The 19646-nt window shown below is 56.4% G+C and carries 12 protein-coding genes, 1 pseudogene and 1 other annotated feature; of the genes and pseudogenes, 1 reads left to right on the forward strand and 12 read right to left on the reverse strand.

Features of this window, described 5'->3' with window-relative positions; translation table 11 throughout:
• Nucleotides 1-11: 11 nt before the first annotated feature.
• From RA167_RS07400 to RA167_RS07425, 6 genes and pseudogenes are all read right to left on the reverse strand, one after another.
• A pseudogene (locus RA167_RS07400) lies at nucleotides 12-589 on the reverse strand (IS3 family transposase); the annotation flags it as partial.
• Nucleotides 216-332: a sequence feature (AL1L pseudoknot), on the reverse strand. It overlaps the preceding pseudogene by 117 nt.
• A gap of 168 nt (nucleotides 590-757) precedes the next feature.
• On the reverse strand, nucleotides 758-1606 hold the full coding sequence (locus RA167_RS07405; protein WP_076785059.1) for a ribosome-inactivating family protein: 849 nt from the start codon (nucleotides 1604-1606) through the stop codon (nucleotides 758-760).
• A 341-nt stretch (nucleotides 1607-1947) separates the two neighbouring features.
• Nucleotides 1948-2622: a hypothetical protein gene (locus tag RA167_RS07410; protein ID WP_139336960.1), complete on the reverse strand. Its 675-nt coding sequence runs from the start codon at nucleotides 2620-2622 to the stop codon at nucleotides 1948-1950.
• A 128-nt stretch (nucleotides 2623-2750) separates the two neighbouring features.
• A complete protein-coding gene (locus RA167_RS07415; RefSeq protein WP_076785060.1) occupies nucleotides 2751-3641 on the reverse strand; it encodes a DUF4255 domain-containing protein in 891 nt (296 codons plus the stop codon).
• Between the two features lie 62 nt (nucleotides 3642-3703).
• Nucleotides 3704-5878 carry an ATP-binding protein gene (locus tag RA167_RS07420; protein ID WP_237574352.1) on the reverse strand — a complete coding sequence of 725 codons (2175 nt, stop codon included), beginning with the start codon at nucleotides 5876-5878 and terminating at the stop codon, nucleotides 3704-3706.
• Nucleotides 5875-7605 carry a contractile injection system tape measure protein gene (locus RA167_RS07425; protein WP_139336962.1) on the reverse strand — a complete coding sequence of 577 codons (1731 nt, stop codon included), beginning with the start codon at nucleotides 7603-7605 and terminating at the stop codon, nucleotides 5875-5877. The genes RA167_RS07420 and RA167_RS07425 overlap by 4 nt, the downstream gene beginning before the upstream one ends.
• 274 nt (nucleotides 7606-7879) lie before the next feature.
• Between RA167_RS07425 and RA167_RS07430 the strand changes: the two genes are divergently transcribed.
• Entirely contained in the window at nucleotides 7880-9034 is a 1155-nt protein-coding gene (locus RA167_RS07430; RefSeq protein WP_139336963.1) for a reverse transcriptase domain-containing protein, read from the forward strand.
• Between the two features lie 88 nt (nucleotides 9035-9122).
• Here the strand turns inward: RA167_RS07430 and RA167_RS07435 are convergent, their stop codons facing one another.
• The 6 genes from RA167_RS07435 to RA167_RS07460 all read right to left on the reverse strand — a co-directional run bounded on the left by RA167_RS07435 (nucleotide 9123) and on the right by RA167_RS07460 (nucleotide 19645).
• Nucleotides 9123-11189: a hypothetical protein gene (locus tag RA167_RS07435; protein WP_076785063.1), complete on the reverse strand. Its 2067-nt coding sequence runs from the start codon at nucleotides 11187-11189 to the stop codon at nucleotides 9123-9125.
• 74 nt (nucleotides 11190-11263) lie between these two features.
• Nucleotides 11264-11806, reverse strand: a complete 543-nt coding sequence (locus tag RA167_RS07440; RefSeq protein ID WP_076785064.1) for a hypothetical protein — start codon at nucleotides 11804-11806, stop codon at nucleotides 11264-11266.
• 49 nt (nucleotides 11807-11855) lie between these two features.
• Nucleotides 11856-15014 carry a hypothetical protein gene (locus tag RA167_RS07445; RefSeq protein ID WP_076785065.1) on the reverse strand — a complete coding sequence of 1053 codons (3159 nt, stop codon included), beginning with the start codon at nucleotides 15012-15014 and terminating at the stop codon, nucleotides 11856-11858.
• 49 nt (nucleotides 15015-15063) lie between these two features.
• On the reverse strand, nucleotides 15064-18735 hold the full coding sequence (locus RA167_RS07450) for a hypothetical protein (RefSeq protein ID WP_139336964.1): 3672 nt from the start codon (nucleotides 18733-18735) through the stop codon (nucleotides 15064-15066).
• Between the two features lie 41 nt (nucleotides 18736-18776).
• Nucleotides 18777-19208, reverse strand: a complete 432-nt coding sequence (locus RA167_RS07455) for a hypothetical protein (RefSeq protein WP_076785067.1) — start codon at nucleotides 19206-19208, stop codon at nucleotides 18777-18779.
• Nucleotides 19208-19645, reverse strand: a complete 438-nt coding sequence (locus RA167_RS07460; RefSeq protein WP_076785068.1) for a GPW/gp25 family protein — start codon at nucleotides 19643-19645, stop codon at nucleotides 19208-19210. Before RA167_RS07460 ends, RA167_RS07455 begins: the two co-directional genes overlap by 1 nt.
• Between the last annotated feature and the right edge of the window lies 1 nt (nucleotide 19646).

Consider the following 19646-nt stretch of genomic DNA (forward strand, 5'->3'; position numbering starts at 1 on the left):
CTGGGCGTACCATAGGTGAAGTCCGACACCCAGAGCTGATTCGGTCGGTCAGCTTTGAACTGGCGGTTGACCCGGTCCAGCGGGCGCGGCGCGCTCATATCGGCAATCGTTGTGCGCACACGCTTGATCTCGGGTTGCAGCATCTCATCGCGTTTTGCACGGGCGCAGCGTCTCGACGGGTCGCGAAGCAGCGCCGTATGGCGTCGGTAGCCCGACGGGGCAATCCGCAAGACCTTGCAGATCGGCTCGACCCCGAAGGTGTCGCGATGCTGATCGACGAAGGCCTTTAGGACTTGAATCGGCGCTCGAGCTGCGCCTGCGCGAAAAACGCACTCGCCAGCTTGAGAATCTCGTTGGTACGGCGCAGTTTCTTGACCTCGCGCTCGGCGGTGCTCACGCCATCGCGCCCCCGGCGGTCAACCTGCTCACGCTTGACCCAATCGAGCAACGTTTGCGGCGTGCAGCCGATCATCGGTGCAATCGATTCGACTGCCGCCCACATCGATGGGTGCTCACTACGCTGCTCGCGTACCAAGCGCACTGCGCGCTCTCGCATTTCCGGGGAAAATTTGCTTGGCTTCTTGTTCATGGCTCCATTTTCTCAAGAGTTGGAGCCTCCACCAAACCCGGTGCGGTTCATCTTTACCCTTGCGGTTCTGGGCGTGTAGGTGAAACGAATGCTTCCCAAGATCACGGGGCTGTTCCACAAAGTCCGGCTGGGCGGCATCAAAGGCAGTATGACATTGGATCATTATGTCTATCTGTGCACAATAGCAAGTCTAGGTGAATAACCACGTAGCCTAGTTGCTATCTGCGCCCTTGTTTGCTTTACCTTCTCACCTACCTCAAAAACTTCTTTATCTACGTCACATCCACTTTGCTCAAGATTTTTAAAAAAATCATTGATTCCTTTGACATATTTACTGAATTTACTCCAGTTCTTTATAGTTCCCATTACTTTATCATCAAGCGCAAAGCTTTCGCCTTTATTAATGGCATTTTTAATCCCATAGAACACAGATCTCATTCGCATTGCCTCTGGTATCGCCGCTGCGAGTACAATAATGGATTTTGCCAATTTTTCGTCAAATTTTCCAGAAAATTTTTTCAAACTAATAGCAGCGTCTTCTATCGATTTCTGAGAGATTTGTATTGTATCCCCCCCATCCTTTCCCGCTATATTTCTAAGATCTTGATAATTCGATTTTACTCCCAAATCCGAAATCTCAGCGCCCTCAACACTAATACCTTTAAACTCATCATCAGAAAATCTATAAAACTTCTTATCCAGAACAAATCCCACTATATACAAATTCCTTTCCCACATAGCCAGACTTAACCCATTCGCCTTCTCAACGCCAGGAAAATTAATGAGCCACACATCATTGCTATATTTTTTTGTCGCTCGGATACCTGGGATATGCCCAATATCATCACTGGCTTTTTTGATAAGCTCTTCTATCGAGCAATAATATTGATTACCATCATCAAACCTAAAATCAAATTTATTAACCACAACACCCTCCAAAATTAACTTACCAGAAAAATACGGTCCAAAATATTGTCTATATATAAAGCAATCAGCAAACACCATCAAGTCAAACATGACACTAATAGTCCTTCATCATCTTATGCTCAAATAATTAATCACTGAAGACACAGCAAATATCATGACCTGCCTACAGGCCATTACCATCTCGTCCTTCCACAGCGCTGTTGCACGCTAATTTATTTGAGCAGTGGAGAAACTTTCTTACACACACGCCAAAATACCAAGTGTTTTATGGGTTTCGCCGTGACGGAAGCCCCCCGACTTGTTAGTCATCCGGCCCGCGTCAGCGACCAGCTCCAGGCAGTACTGTTATGTGGCACAGCATATAGCACCTCACCGATATTCAGCCGGGATATGAACTCGCCCCGAACCAAATTAGGTAATTAAAATAGATATTAAGGCGCTGCTCCGCTGCAAATCTGTATATCACTTTCATCTCCATGAATAAAGTATCGATTTCTAGCACACAAAATTAACTCTTTTGCGTAAATTGTATCCCAATGCTCCCACCCTGACACTTTTAGGATATCTTTATAAATATTAACATTTTCTTCTGTTGGATTTTGGGCCGTCGCGTTATGGATCGTCACAACCTCCTGTGGGACAGGAGTTACCAAATAAAATATGTTCCCTCTATCAATCGCTCCCTGGAGCCAACCATGATTGATTGCGCCGGCCCACTTTGAAGGTGGATTGATATTAAGGTATGTACCGTTAGCAGGTTCCTGCCCTATTTTTCGCATATTCTGTAGCCAATTATATACGCCAGTGTGCGGATCATCCCTATGTTCTCCCCGCAAACGCCCCAGCACATGCATAGATACGCTTTGATGCTGTTCGCCTGTCACCCATTCCTTAAAAAGCTGGATACGCTTGTCAACTTCATGCATAAGACGAGTTCGTTTACTCCATGCCCCGAGGATTGAGGCCACTTCATGCAACGTCTGTTTCTCGCCATTGTAATTTTTCATCATATCTTGATATGATACCAACTCCCTATCTTTTACGTTTATATTTTCATCAACGTTCGCCTTTCTTCTTTTTTTCCATCGCTTCGCTTTTTTTTGCATAACTTTAATCTCCTCATCAAAAAAATTACTTTCCCTACCCAAATACAAACATCTTCATTCCAAAACCACGCTAGGAAACAACAAATTAGAAGCTTATGTGTCACTTATAAATTAATATCACCATATTTTTAAGATTTAATTAATTTATCAATATCCAGCGACACTTGCACGCCAATCTCTTTCCATTCCTTTTGGCTTTCTTTATCTTCAATTATTTTCATCACCAATGAAAAAATCTCCGCATCGAGTAAGCCAACCACCTGTACCTTCGGCTCGGTATTCAATTGCTCGTACTTGCAGGTCACCGACAGACGCGCCAGTTGCACACGCGCTGATTGCACTTGATCCACGTCTTTCAGTGATGCCAGTACTTTGTTCGCCAGCACGCGCTTGAACCGCAACGATTTGTCATATTGTTCCCACGATTGCGCCTCAGGCATCTCAAGTTTCGTCTCCCGTACCGGCGTTATCTGCTGGTCAGATTCATCGGTATGGAGTGCCACCGGAATCGTAACCGTGAAGTTCAAGCACAGCCGTGGACGGTCGCCCAGCGATTGCCAGAAATTGCCCATGCTCGATAAATGCTCAGAGGGAGCGATCACGCGCGAGAAGGACGGCGGCATTGTCTGCTCCAGGTTTGCGTTCAGCAGCGCGTTGAGTACCGCGTTCATCACTTGCATTGGCTGATTTTTCGGCCCGCTCTTCGAATCCGGCTCCTTTCCCCAATACGTCACTAAATAGCAGCAACGCACGTGGACCAGACGGGGACCCAGCGTGTGGTCATGCGCCTGATACGGACGAGTGCGTGCGTGCCGCAGCTCCAGGTCCTCTTGGATATCGTATAGGAACACGCACAGCGTCGGGTCATTCGGCAGCTTGTCCTTATCCGGCATGTCGAATCGGATCTCGATGCTATTTTCCCCGATGATCGGGAGATACTTTTTCAGTGCCTTGTCGATCTGCACATTGAGTTTGAGCAACGATTCGTCGCTGACTGTGGGTTGTCCGGGGTCCGGCATATCCGCCTCCTTGCTTTATCATCGTCGCACGCCGCCCCATGGCTGCATGCACCATCGTTTCGTCATGCCGCCAGGCGCGGCATAATCCGTCCCGTTTTGCTCAGTTCGCGCCGCACTGCACGCTCGATATCGGCCTGACTCACCGCCCGATCCTGCTCAGCCGCTAGCCAGCTGGCGAGTAACGCTACGTTTCGAATGCCCGCGCCGGTGAGTTCCGTGACTGCCGCGAGCCGCGCAAAATCCACTTCCTGGTTCACTTGCATCTGATCTGGCCAGATCGCTTGCCACATGCGCTCACGCAGCGCCGCATCCGGCGCCTCAAAACGCGTGATAAACGTCAGCCGTCGCGTGAATGCGTCATCCAGGTGTGCGCGGTTGTTCGTAGTTAGCACTACGAGCCCCGGGTATTGCTCGAGCCGTTGCAACAGGTACGACACCTCGATATTCGCGTGTCGATCGTGCGCGTCCTTCACCTCACTGCGCTTGCCAAACAGCGCATCGGCCTCGTCAAACAGCAATACGCCCGTGTCGGCTACCGCCAGATCAAAGATCCGCGACAGGTTCTTTTCCGTTTCGCCGATATATTTGTTGACCACCGTCGACAGATCGACACGAATCAGCTCCACGCCCAATTCACCGGCGAGCACTTCGGCAGCCATCGACTTGCCGGTGCCCGACTCGCCGTAGAACAGCGCGCTGATGCCCGTTGCGTGGCCGAGCTTGCGCGCAAACCCGCGCGCGAGCACCGCGTCGCGCTGCCGGATCGCCGCAACTATCTCGTGCAGCTGCTCGGTAACGCTAGCGCTAACAATCAAGTCATCGAACGTGCGCCGCGGTGACACGCGCTGCGCGAGCGAGCCAAAGTGTTGCTGGCCCCGTACGCGCAGCGCCTGATGCAGATCGGCTGGCGCGAGCGGCGCCTGCGCGTCGCGCAGCGCCCGATAGCCGTGCGCCTCCTGCAGCGTGGACTCGAGTGCATCCGGATTGACCCGCATGTGCTGCAGCAACGCCGTCAGGTCCCACGCGTCACCGGTCGGGCCCAAACTAGCTTGCAATAACCGTGCATCGTCCTCGCGGGTGCGCGGCGGCAGCGTCACGCGCACCCGCGGCAGCGTAGCAAACACGTTGTCCGCGTCCTGCTCGGAGCATAGGCCCACTACCGGCTGCCCCGCCAAGCGTGGCGCCAGCGCGTTGAGCAATCGACCATGCCGCGCCACACCGTCAGCGAGCTGTTGCAGCACCAGCACGCTGCCGTGCAAGCGCGCTTCGCGCAGCGCCGCGAGCAACACTGGCCATGCCTCGTCCGCCTCGTCCGGTAATACCGCCAGATTAACGACCAGCGTCGGGCGGCTCGCGTCGCGCGCCAGCTGCGCGATAAACGCCAGGCAACCGTCGGCTGGATGCAACAGCAATAACGGGGCACGGCCCGGCTCAGTCTCAAAGCAGCACGCGGCAATCTGTTGTGCGCAAGCGGCCCACGGGCCGTCACGCAGTACGTCACCGGCGCGGGAAGCGGGCCACCACTGCGCCACCTGCGTGAGCGCCGTGGGCAGCGATGTCGCGTCTGCGCCGCTTAAGTAGCGATAGACGGTCTCATCCACGCGCAGGTACGCAGCGTCGTCGCGCGTACTCGCGCGGCCGTTGCGCTCCGCCAAGTAGACGAGGCCATGATGCACCAGAGCGCCAGCGTCTGTGCCAAGCAAGTGGCGGTGCGCGATGCGCTGCACGGGCGTCGCACTAAAGAGCGTCAACGCGAATTCCACACTAGGCCAACTCGCGCCTTCGTCCCTCTGCAAATAGGCGATTAGTACGCGATAACGCGGCTCGAATAGCGGCAGCACACACAACACCAGTACCTGCGTCTCGAACAAGGTGAGCCCGAATCGCTCGATCACCTCGGCCAGTCGCCCGTGTGCTGCCGGCGCATGTAGCGTTGTCCACGACGCGGCATCGTCGCTGCACCAATACGGCATGCCGCGCGGGTGTGTGCAGCTGGCTTCGAGCGCCTCCACCGGCTGGAGCAACCCGGCGAGGTCGAAACGGTCGTCCTCATGTTGCTGCTGCCAGATGAGCAGTTGCTGCACCACCTGGTCAACATATTCCAGCCACGGCCCCAGCGCCTCGAATGCCGCGCTCACGGGCGCCCGCCCGCCTTGCGCCTCGGCCGGCTCGGCCAACGGGTGCCACTGCGTGCCCGGCGCGGGTGCATTGAGCGATTGAGAAGTGAAAATTTTCATGCGAGCCACTCCACTTCAATGGGGCTTGATAGCCAAGGTAGTGCTACCTGCGTCAGCGGCCATGGCACCTGGGTCAATAGCACATCGGTTGCATCCCGCTCCACCGCCAAGGTGAGATGCTTTGTGTCTGCTGTCAGCATGCCCGTGCGTTGCAGGAAAAACGCGCGCACGTCGGCCACACTTAAGCGCTGCAGACCCGGCAGCACCGCCAGCGTCGTGTTGAGCCAGCTGTCAGCATAGACTTGTTGTGGCCCGTCCAGCACGGGCCAGTTGATCGACGTCGCGTCCTGCGGCAGCGGCGACAAACCGCATAGCAGGCGCGGCACCGGTAAGCGCCAATCGGCCGGCGGCGTCTGTCCTCCTGCCAGCCAGTCCAGCAGCGCGACGGCGCGCAGTGCGGCATCCGGCTGCCAGCGATTGTCGGCATCGACCAACTCGAAGGTCTGAAACAAGCGCGGCAACACCGGCCATAGCAGCACCAAACCCGCGTTGGCTACGACCAGCGGCTCGGCTTCAACAAGCGGGTTCGAGCGGCGTTGCGTGGGAGCAAGCGCTTGCTTGGCCCACATTGCGCGCTCGGCGGCCAGCGCGTCACGTTCCCGTGGCACGTGACCTGCCGAACGGGTCGCACGCGACACCGATGCCGTGGCATGTAGCGTCGGATGTACGTTACGCAGGTCAAGGGCCACAACAAGTCGTTCGCGCAGGCTGGCCGTTAGGGTTGTCAGCCAAGGCGCCGAATGGGTATCGTCGAACCGCGACATCAGCAGGTCGCGCAGCATACGCCGCATCGGCTCGGTCAGCGGACGAGCCAGCAACGCATCAAGACACGCCTGGAGCGAGTGATTCGAGCTTAATGCAGCCTTCGACGCGTCGTGTGAAAGACATGCTGCACTGACCGACCTCTGGGACACAACCGAATGACGCTGTACCGCATCGATCGCCGTCACAGGGATGGCTTGATAGCCAGAAAACGGCAACGGGCGTGATGTCGGCGCGATGCCCGCTGACGTGTACCTTTGGCTGACCTTCACCTGCGTCGCCACCGGGTAGCGCTGCAGCACGAGCAACGCTCCGAGCGGCAACAGGAGCGACCAGTCCGGTTGTGAGGGCAGTTCAATGTGGGCCGGCGTAATCCACCAAGCGAACAACGAGCGCAACGCGGCATTGCCACATCCGGCGATCAACCGGTGTCGGGCGTTCGGTTGCAAGCAGCGTTCGGCTAACGCGAGCCGGGAGCCAGACGAGTCATCACTCAAGCCCGCCTGGCTCGTTTGCATCAGATGCATCATATAAGCATGCGGACTGAGGAGGCGGCCGCCGCTTGATCCGCTAGGCGCGCTGTTGGGCGCCCTCCACACGCCTGTGTCCAAGTAACGCAGCAGTGACGCCCAACCGGATGGACCGGTATCGGCCATCGCCGTCGGGTGCAGCATTGCCGAGCGCGTCGCGTGCCGGTGCGCCGCTGTGTCTATCGGCAATCGTGCGCTATTGCCCCCTTCGCTTGAACGCGCATTCAGCGCGGCTCGCAACACACGCGCCAGCTCGACGGGCACCCGATCGAGTAACTCTGCCTCGAGCCTTGCCAGCGCAATGTCGCCCACTTGAACCACCAGCCGGTCAAGCTGACGCGGCTCGTGAAGACTGCCGTCGTCACATTGTTCGATCGCCCGCGCGATGTGCACACGCAGCGCATCGTGAAACAGTAGACTGCAACGGCGTTGCATGCACTCCGCGTCATGAAAGGGCGCTCGCAGCTTAAAGCGAAACCGATCGATTCTGTTGTGCATCATTTAAGCCCCAGCCAAGCCGTGATTGACCATCGGGTACGCCGCGTGTGCAACCGGGCATACCGAAGCAGCTGATCTCAATAAACTTTGCGCTTCCCAGCCTGGATGAATTGCACTCATCGCAATACTCCTGTTATCCGGCCAACCTTCACGTACCGGCAACGCCGACCCATTTTGGGTTGACTGCATCCGCAGCTCAGCGCTACACGCCATGTACAATCACATCATCACGAAACCACAAAACGTCTGTCATTCGGCCCCGCGTTCCCTTTTCATGCCATCTGTCCGCCTGGGCAAGCTGTCCGATGCCCTCATCGATGACGCTTATCGATGGCTGTGCACGCAGCGTCGCCACTTTCCCGATCACGCCGATATCTGGCACCTGCGTTTTCATTGGCATACCGAACGCAACCGGATCCAGGAAACGCTCGCGCGCGGCACGTATCGCTTCGAGCCAATGTCGCGCGTCACCAAGGCGTCGGGCGAGGCGGTCGTGGTGTGGTCATCGGCCGACGCGCTTGTGATCAAATGTTTAACACTGCTGCTGCAAGCGCACTTGCCCGTTCATCGAGCCTGCGAACATGTGCGCGGGCACGGTGGCGGCGTCGCTTCCGTGGCACGCGTACACCAACTTGTATGCTTGAGACAGTATCCGTTCATCTGCCGCACCGATATCCGGCAGTACTATGCCAACATCGATAAATCGATTCTCCTCGCCCAGCTGCGTGAGCACATCGCCGATCCCAAATTGCTCGATCTGCTGTCGCAAATCGTCCGTTACTCGGTGGTCTCGGGCGGCGAGTTTCATACGCCGGTCAAAGGCATTGCCCGCGGCAGTGCGATCAGCCCGCTGTTCGCCGCGTTTCATCTGTATGCCATCGATCACGCATTCGCGGCCCTTCCGCACCTGGTCTATGTGCGCTACCTGGACGACTTTCTGCTCTTTGCGAAAACCCGATGGCATTTGCGAAAAGCCGTCAAACAATTGAATCAATTTCTGGCCTCCTATGGTTTCGAACAGCACCCCGACAAAACCTTTATTGGCAAAGTCGAAAAAGGCTTCGACTGGATGGGCTTTCTTTTTACCGCCGACGGCTGCGCCGCCGTGGCGCCTCGCGCCTTAACCAACCATGCACTGAAACTTCGCCGGCTTTATGAGCAGGCGCGACGCGGTGACCTTGCCGAAGGGCTGCGGCGCGTGGCGGAGTATCGACAGCGGTGGGCGACGTGGGCGAGGACGGAAAGGCGGTTCGATATGGGAGGTTCGCATGTTTGCCTCCTGGGCAATGCGCGTGGGAATCGGTTCGAGACGGCACCATGCGAGCACAACAATCGAACTGTGAAGCCCGGGGCGGGAAACGGCTAGTCACCGAGGAAACCCTTGGACCTGTACGTTAGAATCGTCGGACCTTCGTGGGGGCAGGCTAACACTCCGCTCTCCGCACCCCCACCGATCACGCGCCGACAATCTTCACCGACCACAGCGCTCCTCCCACCCGGATCCCGATTGCACCCGTGGGACATCCCCCTGTCACTTGCTTCTCTCCCCCTCCCCCGCGCAATGCGACAAGGACTCCCCTCGTCCATTTCCAAACACCCGCGAGAGAGCCGCCCGACGTGCTCGTCCAACTTCGATCCAGGTCAACATCCACCTCCCGTATCCACGGTGCTGTCAGGCTCACCCCGACTAGTTCCACGCTGCTCGGCGGCCCGGACGGGATACGCGAGGCCAGTTCGACCTTGTAAAAACACGGAAGGGGTATCCTGCCTGCCACTTCTTCGTCGACCGCCGCTGTCGAGTACTCTGCTCCCGCCCCGGCAACACCGCGTTTCTCCTCCAGCAGCCGACAGAAACCCGGGATGCCCTGCCCTAGAGCTACGGACACACTCACGACGACGGTCTCGGGGTAACGTACTTCAACCTCGTACATGACCGCGTGGGAGCGGACCTCTGTCCCAGCCGGCCTCGCCTCCCGTGACAACCCGACCAGCGCCCGCCCGATGCCCCGGGGTACCAGCAATATGCCTTTTTCGTGGGGTTCAACCGCCAACACGCCCTCGTCGGTCGTCACTCCCCGGACTCGCTTCGCGACTCCAGTCGGTACCGATACGATGCGAGGCGTGGGGTACTCAATCCTGAGGGGACCTCCGGGGGGGTCCGGGGGGGCCAACGGTTTTAACCATCGCGTCCATATCTGCTTCGCGGCAACCTTCCAACGTTCCGCCTTCGGGAGGCTGTCATCAACCTCGATTTCTTCAACAGCCGGGCCACGCTGTTCTTTTTCCAAATACCCGATGCCCTCCGCCACGATCCTTGCGAGCTCCGTCGGCTTCGTATATCCATCGGCATACCCGGTTTGGTACTGCTTCGGATCCGTAGTGGGAATGCAAGAAAATTGCCCTTTATCGCCATCCCAAGGGGCGTCTGCTGACGCCATGTCCCAGCTGCCCAAGACCGCTGCGAAATTGCCTTGTCCAACCAAGACCATTAACGCGTTTTGGGTCCACCCTCCGTTCTGCCCATCCTTCCCATCCTGCCCTGTTCCCCGGGGGTTGCCGTCGGTGTTTGTCGCGCCATACACGCCATATATCCCGGTTCCAAACTGACTTAACTCCTCATGATCGGCTTGTTGACTTTGACCGGGCGTGTAGGGATCCACGATGTATAAACAGTTCTTGGTAAATTTTTCGCCATTATTTCCATACAAGCAAGTATTACCAGATTGTGGCGACAGCGCAATGTCACCTTTTAGCTTTGCCTTATTTTCATTTCGGAATTTTTTAAAAAATCCTGTCAGCGCCTTCAATGCCTCCACTGGATTGCTTCCTTGCCGATAGGCATTGCGAAGCTCAGTAGCAATCTTTCTTTCCAGGTCGGACTGATCCGAGTTGACATTATCCCGAAAACCAATTTTCGTGCCCTCGCTTGCTTTATTGAGCGCGCCCTCGAATTGTGACGCCAGTCTTTCAATGTGACCTTCCTTTAGCGTCAACCCCTTATCGCCAGCCGTGAAATGATCTTCGTTATATTTAACGGCGAGTCGACCGTTGTCCAATTTCAGTCCAGAAGTCTCTGGTTCAAAATTCATTTGCAGTTTGCCGCCGTCCGTCGATAAGCCGCTGGACTCGTTTACATTTAATGTCAGCTGTCTGTCTTGCTCCGTCACACCGTTGCCCGTTTTGATGTGTAGGGCACCTCCCTCCGTGCATAACGCACTTTGTTCCTTTATTGCAAGTTTGACTGCGTTAGCATCGAGCTTTACTCCTCCCCCTGCTTTGACCTCGAGACCCGTGTCGCTGACCGCTAGCCCGCTCTTCTCTTTCAGTCTGACGCTCAATTTTCCGTCTTTCAGGTCGTAATTTAGCCCTTCGCCCGCCGTTGGCTTATCCTCTCCTTCGGAAGCGCCCACCGCCTTGCGTCCCACATTAGCCAATTCGATTAGCTCATGATAATCCGCCTCGCTAGGCGTTGCGCCCGTCACAAATTTCTTTTTCAATTCACTTGCCTTTGAATTCGCCATCTTGGCTCTCCTGATTTAGGTTTGCAGATCGACCCCAGTACGCCGATACTTCGCATTGATACCGCATTGCTGTCTTAAGGCATAAATTTCGCGATGTTCAATGTCAGCTTGCCGTCCTTGACAATTAATCCGCCGTCGGAATCCACGTTTAACTCCAAGTAACCTCGGTCTTGATGCTTTTCGATGACCAACGTTCGGTTGTCGCAGTCCAACGCAAGTTGACCGTCTCCGTCGATCGTCACGCCCGACCCGGTCACCACATGCAACGTCCCATCATCGACAAGCGCAGACCCTTGCGCGGCATGAAGTTTTAGTTCGTCAACTTGGGTTGATGTATTATTTTCATGCGTGATGCCCTCTTCATAACAAACCGATAGCCGGCCATCCTGCGTCGTCAAACCGTCACCGCATTGCACCGCCAGTCCCTCGCTATCGGCCACCAGTCCGCTATTGGGTGTGCACTTCACTTTCAAACGCCCATTCGACTCCATCTCCAAGCCGTTACCCGCCGATGGGGCAACGCTCGCGAAATCGATCAACTCCCCAAACTCTGCCTCACCAGGCACTTTCCATGCACTAAACTTTTCTACCAAATCGTTTTTTTTCATTTGATACATTTTCAGTATTCCTATTCCAATGAATTTTTACGATCCAGACTGCGCCGTCTTATGTGATCTTCTTCGGCCGAGGCAGGGAGGTATCATTCGAACCTTCAACATAGACCACCTGCTGCTCAATACGAGCTTTCCGTGATTTATTCACGTCTTTTTCCGAAATATCGTTTTCGAGTTTTGTGCGGGTCTCCGGATCCGCGATTTGCACGAACCCGATACCGACGCGCTCATCCGTGGGCCGATCTCCCACACCAAGCAAATTCAATAGCCCGTACGACTGATCACCAACCGGTCGCCCCCCTTTTTGCCACTGCTGATATTTAAACGCAAAATCTTTAAATTGCTGCTTATCTAGCCAATGCAATTGAATATTCAAGTGACTAGGGGCTTCTTGCCGAACTATTTGCTCGATCCAATGGTTTAATTCACTCGGGTTACCGTGTTGACCCAACCAGCTTCGATCTAATACCACGCTTAAGGTGAACGCGAACGTATTTTCTTTGTAGGGGACAGACCATCCGTAAAGGACCGGCATGGCTGCTACCGGCCATGCCGGTTTTGGCGCCATTTTTGAAGAGGTGATGCATAAATTAACTGGACTGACTTTGGGATAGCCCTCTTTATCTTTAGTAACTTCCGGCCCCCTTTCGCCTATCCATTGGACAGTCACGGCTCCTTGGATCGGATCAATCTTCTTCACCTTGACAACAATATCCGGTTTGCCCTTAACTTCATTCAGTTCGGCGTCCGTCGGCATACTCTGCCATCTTGCTTTAGGCCGCAACGCAAATTCATCACCAATTTCCAGATCGGTTGGAAACGACGGTTGCACCATCAGCGTTGCGGTATCGTCCTGAGGAACGTTATTATCGATGTAGCGAAGGTCGTACACCACTCGCTTTAGCCAAGTCGAACTGATTCTCCATTTCCACTGATAGTTTTTATCCTGCAGCAACGGAACACTTCGTTTCAAACGCTGGTGTTGAGTTAAATCAACCTTGATCTTCGCAGGTGAATCGGCGCTATTATCTCCCACCTTGTGAATTACGATGCCGGTGATTGGTTCAAATTCATTTTTAGACTGGTAAGCTTGCAGTTCGATCAGCTGTCCTGCACGCAGTTGACCGTTTGTTATCCCCTCCAATGCCAGGCTCAGGAGAGTAGACCTGTCCTGCTGGCCTGGTGTGTCGCTATAGACAGTGACCTGCCCTTTCCACCGATTTCCCAAGTCTACAAGTGCCGGATCAGGCGCCTTCGGTAATAGCTCTTGGTGCTCGATCAAATAGAAGGGCAGATCTTCAATTGGAAACTGAGCATTGTCTTGTTGCAGCGTTTCATCGAACAGCGTTTTATCCAAGCGCGCAATCTTGCCAATACCCAAGCGCGCTGCAATCTTGCGCTGCAACGCTGAGATCTTGCTGATACTGATTGCCGCTCGCTCATACGACAGTCGCGTCACCTGTCGCAAAAAACCCTGTTGCACATTAAGAAATTCTTTCGCGTCGGACTTCAACAACGTGCGTGACGCGCGGCACTCCCCAAAATAACCCAACAGATAATCGACGATTGCCAACGCTTTTTCATCGCTTTGCGACTGGCGCTTGCTCTCCTGTTTCAGTGCGTCATGCCCCGTGAGCACACACTTAGTTTGTTCGTCGGCAAGCGGATCTTTATGCGCCTGCGGCCAAATGGCCGCGCCCCATACCGCGGCTTCGGGATCCCGGTTATCGAAGGCCAACAGACGCGGCAGCTTTTCCAATTGATCTGCACTGTCGGCGACCTGTTGCTCGAATGGACGCAGAAACCGCAGCAGTTGTTTCGCGTTGAAACTCTTAGCAAACTGCTCGACAGTCTGCTGCAAGCCATACACCGGTGGCAACCAAGACCCGGCACTGCGGTAATACCCAGGATGCCGATACTGGCCGTATGGCACCCGTCTCGTCTCATCGCGTTTAGCTAGTGTCACCTGCGTCAGCAGTGCTTTGAGGTGCTTGTCGACTGCCCCACATTCCACCGTGATAGTTTGTCCACGCTTGCGCACTATGATTGTGCTGCCAAGCGAAGAGTCCTCGAACTGGCCACTTGCCGGATCGACCCACAATTGCACTTGCGCATTGGCGGCAATCTCAAGCGTCCCTTTCGATGCTTGCGCGTTTTGGCTGCCCCACGACACCCGCTTAATGCCACGCACGGTCATCATTGCGGCCGTCAACGTAGAATACGACGCTGTCGTAAGCTTGCCTTGATCGTCCATTTCACGTGACGGTGGCAAGCCGGCAATCCAGCCATGTTTCAGATGCGGCCCCGCATAGACTGCTTCCGCCGCCTCGCCTTGCGCAAGGCGAGCCGCAGCCCATTGACGTATCGGCCACGGCAATAATGCGTCATTGGCCTTCCAGATCGCTTGCGCGACGACTTGAGCGGTTTGACTGGCCGCAAGGTCGTCTTCCAACTCGATGAAGACCTGCAGCTCTTGTTTCGTGGGCCTTAAAAGGCAAATATCGGTGATTTCCCATTCACACAGGTTTCGGTTGTCCCTTAGACAAGTTTGCAAGCGCTTTTTCGCGTCATCCTCTTCGACACCAGGATTCAGGGTCGCCCATAGCCGGTACTGTCCGGGGACCCGGTATCTCTCCTTATTCTTTTTTTCCTGTCCAGTCTGTTTCGCTTTTTTCTGTTTCAAATGATTTTTTTCTTCCCCTACAAACCGGAACGTATAGCGGTCGGTGTCATAGATGTAAGCGTAGCTTTGCTCTGGCGACACGATCGCAATCTGCACATCCCTGAACAGAAAAGTCGAAGATTCGTTGTCGGTGTCAGTCAAATCCAACAGAAGGCGCCGATAATCATTGAGGGTCACTGGTCCACACGTTAACGCCGTTTCCGGACCGAACTCCGGCGCAAAGATGCTGCTATCGCTGTCAGTGCCGTGATTCAGACACGTTGCGCTTTTGTTGGGCACCGATTCTGGCGTCAATAAATCGGTTAGCGGTAGTGTGTGCCGATAGCTCACATCTGACACCGCAAAAGTGAGCGCTTGCAGCAGCGTTACACCGGGATCGGCATCACTGCGCGCGCTCCAGCTTTTTCCCGCATATACCGTGAGTGCATCCTGTGCGGTCGCCCACAACGTATCGAAGTGAACTGGATCCTGTGCAGTATCGTCCGCCGTCGAATTGGCCTCGGTGGCCGGCCTTGTGGTATCAGCCATCGTTCACCTCATTGTTCTGGTGCCATAGCGACATTGCGCGCTCCGAAAGCTAGCTGCTCGGCAAGCCGTCATCGGGCAATGTCGCAGCGTGCACATTGACCGTCACGAACTGACCAGCCTGCGCCGAGTGCAACGTCACATCCGGCACATCCTTTAGCTTCACCACTGCGCCAAGTCGATACACACCGCACGCACGCTCGTCGGCAACCACATCAAATGAGTGGATTGTTACGTTTTGATTCGACTCCTGAGCTCGCTTGTCTTGCACCCACAATCCCGCCTCAGTCGACTTGTTTGGCAATGTCAGCCCCGTATCCAGGTCTACCAGCTCCACCTCGGCCGCCGTTTTGATCGGCTCATCGTGCAGTCCTGATATCTGTTTGGGCACCGCCACCTGAAGCGTCGCTTGTTCCTGTCCGTTACCCACCATCGTCACGTCGCGGTAGTCCGTCTGCTGGCCGTTTTGCTCGGGTCTCACCCAGGCAATCGTCAAGCCTTCATATTCGAGCGGTACACACGTGAGCACCGCGACCTGTCGGGGCGAGACGACGAAATCCGTGTTATTGTCCCCATTTAGACACACCGCTTTCACCTCTGCAACCTCAGGCATCGAACACAGCACGTCCCGCACCATGCCGTGTGTGATCGCACGACCAATCGCTTGCACACTGCCATCGTCGTCCTTGCTCGCCCACGGCACAAACGCGGCTTGCAGCGCTGCTTGTACACGCGCATGGCCGACCGTGCGACTCAGCCCCGGCTGGTAGTCGACCTTCCAGCTCACGCTCACTGTCACATAGTCCGGATTCACGCAGTCCAGGCTCAACCAGGGCGATGTGCGCGCCTTCAACCACGTCTGTATTTGGCTTAAATGCGCGTTACTTAGACTCGGGCGCAACCGATCCTCGCTGTCGCTCAGCGCCGGTCCCGGCATAATCGCGATCGTCTGCTGCAAAGCGCCGTTCTCACCGCGCTTGGGCGGCGGTACCGCCAGCTCCCGGATCTGCGGATACTGTTCATGCAGCAAGGTCTGCAGGTCCTGATTGTTCAAGCCTCGGTCGCGGTGCCGTAAGCGGTACGCAATGCGCGCGTCAAACTGCGCCTGCGTCTCCGCTGCTTGGCCACCCGTTGACGGCCATGGCTGCTGAACCGACTGTAACCCGGCCGGCGCATCGAGCGCTTGCGTCACGCTGCCCGGCTTTAACGCTTGCATAAAAGGGGTTGCCCGTGTTGCTTGCGCTGCGTTCGTCACCCATCCGCTCAGCCACGGCAGCGCCGGTAACCACGGCTGCTCCCGATCACGCACTGGCAGCGTCCTAACGCTTGCCCGCAGCCACATCCGGCCCGCCGGCAAGCTCGTTGATGTGCTGCTCGCATCGCCTGGCCAGTCCACCGACCACTGACCGCTCATGCTCAACCCATCGGTGCCATCGGCCACCGGCAGTCGCTGCCAGCGCTCGCCCGGCGCCAAGTATTGCCACTGCAGCTCGAGCGCCCCTGGGCTGTGTAGTTGCCAGTGCAGCGTCAGCCATTGGCCCGCCTCGATGCCTTTTATCCCCAGATACAGTTGCGCACCTGCGAACAGTGCGCGCTCGTCAGTCGGCGCATATCCAAACGGCGTAATCACCTGCTGCGTCACCTCAGTATCGGCGGCCTCATAGTCAACCTGCAGCGCTGACCATTGCGGCACATACGGAGCGCGCCATTGGGCTTTGGGCACCATCACCGGCACTGGTGTACGAATGGTCTCGGTGTGTGCCTCCATCGCCGGCATCGGAATCTTCTTATTCGACTCGCCCGGTACGTCAACGGCCACCAGCTTCGGGACTTTCTGTCCTTCTACATCCTGTAAGCAAGTCACCTGCGTCGTGATTGTGTGCTGCGTCTCGAGCACAATCATTTGCGCCGGTGTCTGTAGGTGCACGTCATACTCTGCGTGCAAAAACGATTGTTGCAATTCGACTCGTACCTGCCACGGCCAGGCAGCCGGATCGTCATCTTCGGGGGCGGGCGTGTGCGCCGCCACTGGCGGCAAGTCGGCATTGCTCAGCGTAATCGTCAAAGGCTGTGGCGTCGGTGGCTCCTCCTTTCCAGTCTTCTCTTCTCCATTCTTTTCCTGTGCACCATTTGCGTCTTTTGATCCATCCTTTTGGTCAAACAGCGGCAATACTCCTAGCGGCGTCGCGCCGTCCGGAGTATGTCGCGCAATCGACGCTTGTACAGTAAAGACCGCGTTGCTGGTCGGTCTGCTCGGGTAACCTCTGTCCGCCACGATCTGCTTGGCTACCTCGGATCCATTCGTCACGCGCTGCGCGAGACTGCCGCTTGGGTGCTTCGCCAACTGATCCAACGTTTGGCCGTTCTTTAAATCGACATTCAGGTTCGCGTCCAACTTAAGCCATTTTTCCTCGCTTTGCGACGGATCCGGCCCATACCAGTCGCTGAATGACATTTGCGGCAATCCCACCCAGTTCGGCGTCACTGTGATTTGCGTCAATTTCGGTCCCAACCGCCACCATTCCGGGGACATCAAATTGACTGCTCGTCCCTGGTCAGCCCGCTCGCCAAACGGCAAGCCGCCGCCCGAGAGCGCCATGCCATCGTCTGTGACACACTGCACATTGACCGCACCCCTCACCGACACGGCTAAGCGCTCCACCTCTGGCACCGACTCACCTGACTCGCTCGTCAGTCGCAACAGCGGCGTTGCCGCCTGCAAGCCATCCAGATTTGACACTGCTGTTGGCACGCCCGCCTGGGAGCCCAGGCTGAAGGTCAGTTCCTTGGGCGATTTGCACGCATTGCACTGAAGCTCGACCCATACTTGCCCAATACTGAGTTCGGCCTTCACTGCCGAGCGCGGCTTCTTCTTAAAGGTCACTGTCCACGCTCGCTGCCCGCCTGCCACCGCCAACACCGGCGAGCCCACCACCCGACCACTCATCACGGCCCGGTCTGCATCCGGTCGCGCAGCGTCACCCGTTTTAACCGGCGCCGCCTCAAACAACCGCACGCCCCCACTGGGCCACGCAATGCCGGCTGCCTCGTCACACACCACGCGCGTTCGACGCCCGGTACGCACCAGTGGATCGCGCACCACCCATCGCATATCCGTGAGACGCGCTGCATTCACCGTCACCGGTTGCTCGAGCGCATACTGCACCGCGTTGCCCGCGCTATCGTACCCCGCATCGAGTCGCAGCCCTGCCGGCAGCACCAGTTCCCGCATCCCGTCGGCCAACGTAAAATGCACGGTTACCCGGTCCGCTTGCGCCGCCCGTGGCTTAAGTGTCAGCATCTGCCTGTAATACAGCTCGCGATGCTGCGCCGGCAGTGCATTGAGCAACGCCCGCGGCGTCTCCAGCAGCCCCAGCAACGCGAGCAAAAACGCGCGCTCGGCCGGCAGGCGTTGGTCTGCCTGCTGTGGTGTCTCGTACAGGTCGATCAGGCGCTGCCGCTCAACTGCCCACGCCTGTTCCGTCTTCTGACGCGCCTGTTCCTCCTCATGCTCGGTGAAATTATTTTCTTCCCACTTAGGATCCCATTTGCCCGCGTCCACACCCAACAGCACTTGCGCCCACGTGCCAATGATCTTTTCTTGCGCGTCTTGGAACGGCAGCCGCTGACAATACGCGCGAAAGGCATCCAATCGCGCGCCGATTGATCGATCGTCCAGCACGAACGATATTGCGTCATTATTTGCGCGCTGCTCTGTCGCCATCATTGCTGTCCTTGAATGCATCGTCGCATTTCTTCGGTGCGTCAACCCGCCTTCACGTTGACCTGCGTAACTACAAACCGCCCTTTACCGGGCGTAGGCACGCCCACCGTTGGATCCGGGGTGCTGGCCGGCGGTGGCATCGTCGCGGGTGCCGTCGGAATAAACATCGCTTGACATTGCCCCCCCTTAATCAGCACCGGTGCGCCACTGAACACCTGTTTACCGATTTGATCGGGCGCGGCCATCACCATCTGAATGAGGCCCACGCCTGGCACCGTAAAGGTGCCCGACACATACGGCACGCCCGGCACGACTACCTTCGCCAAATCGCTGATCACGCACCCGGGCTTGCCCTTCACCATGAACCGCCCAGTGCCGGCCAGCATCGCTTGCGCCGGCGCCATTAGCGTCCGGTTACCGAAATTGGGTTCAAACATCACCACGTCACCGGTAGCCACCATCAGCTCACCCATTAAAAGCCTCCGCCCGTGCCGTCCTGCAGGTCCAGCGCACCGGAGACGCGCCGCGTCTGCGCCTGCCCCGCCAACCGGTACGTCACCTCGATCCCTAACCATCCCGGTTGGTGCACATCCTGTTGCATATCGATTTCCACCACTTCGGCGCGCGGCTCCTCCCGCGCCACACTCTCCAAAATGCGGCGCCGCAAACCCGCCAGCACGCCTTCGGACAGGCTCGCAAACACCGCCGCCTGCAAGTCACAGCCGTATGTACTACGCATAATCCGCTCGCCCGGTTGAGTTTGGAACAACACTTTTAAACTCTGCTCCACGTTATGCGCGCCAGCCGACATCGTCACCCCACTGTCTCCCTCGTGCTTGGGCAATTTAAAAGTTAGCGGAAACGCCCAGCCTTGACCATACAAATCCGATTCGGTATCCTCAACGCTCATC

The organism is Mycetohabitans endofungorum, from assembly GCF_037477895.1.
In the GTDB taxonomy this organism is placed as follows: Bacteria; Pseudomonadota; Gammaproteobacteria; order Burkholderiales; family Burkholderiaceae; genus Mycetohabitans.

What these genes read in the sequence shown, in the direction of transcription:
- RA167_RS07405 (WP_076785059.1), bottom strand. Translation starts at nt 1,606, where the DNA reads ATGTTTGACTTGATGGTGTTTGCTGATTGCTTTATATATAGACAATAT.
- RA167_RS07410 (WP_139336960.1), bottom strand. Translation starts at nt 2,622, where the DNA reads ATGCAAAAAAAAGCGAAGCGATGGAAAAAAAGAAGAAAGGCGAACGTT.
- RA167_RS07415 (WP_076785060.1), bottom strand. Translation starts at nt 3,641, where the DNA reads ATGCCGGACCCCGGACAACCCACAGTCAGCGACGAATCGTTGCTCAAA.
- RA167_RS07420 (WP_237574352.1), bottom strand. Translation starts at nt 5,878, where the DNA reads ATGAAAATTTTCACTTCTCAATCGCTCAATGCACCCGCGCCGGGCACG.
- RA167_RS07425 (WP_139336962.1), bottom strand. Translation starts at nt 7,605, where the DNA reads ATGCAACGCCGTTGCAGTCTACTGTTTCACGATGCGCTGCGTGTGCAC.
- RA167_RS07430 (WP_139336963.1), top strand. Translation starts at nt 7,880, where the DNA reads ATGTACAATCACATCATCACGAAACCACAAAACGTCTGTCATTCGGCC.
- RA167_RS07435 (WP_076785063.1), bottom strand. Translation starts at nt 11,189, where the DNA reads ATGGCGAATTCAAAGGCAAGTGAATTGAAAAAGAAATTTGTGACGGGC.
- RA167_RS07440 (WP_076785064.1), bottom strand. Translation starts at nt 11,806, where the DNA reads ATGTATCAAATGAAAAAAAACGATTTGGTAGAAAAGTTTAGTGCATGG.
- RA167_RS07445 (WP_076785065.1), bottom strand. Translation starts at nt 15,014, where the DNA reads ATGGCTGATACCACAAGGCCGGCCACCGAGGCCAATTCGACGGCGGAC.
- RA167_RS07450 (WP_139336964.1), bottom strand. Translation starts at nt 18,735, where the DNA reads ATGGCGACAGAGCAGCGCGCAAATAATGACGCAATATCGTTCGTGCTG.
- RA167_RS07455 (WP_076785067.1), bottom strand. Translation starts at nt 19,208, where the DNA reads ATGGGTGAGCTGATGGTGGCTACCGGTGACGTGGTGATGTTTGAACCC.
- RA167_RS07460 (WP_076785068.1), bottom strand. Translation starts at nt 19,645, where the DNA reads ATGAGCGTTGAGGATACCGAATCGGATTTGTATGGTCAAGGCTGGGCG.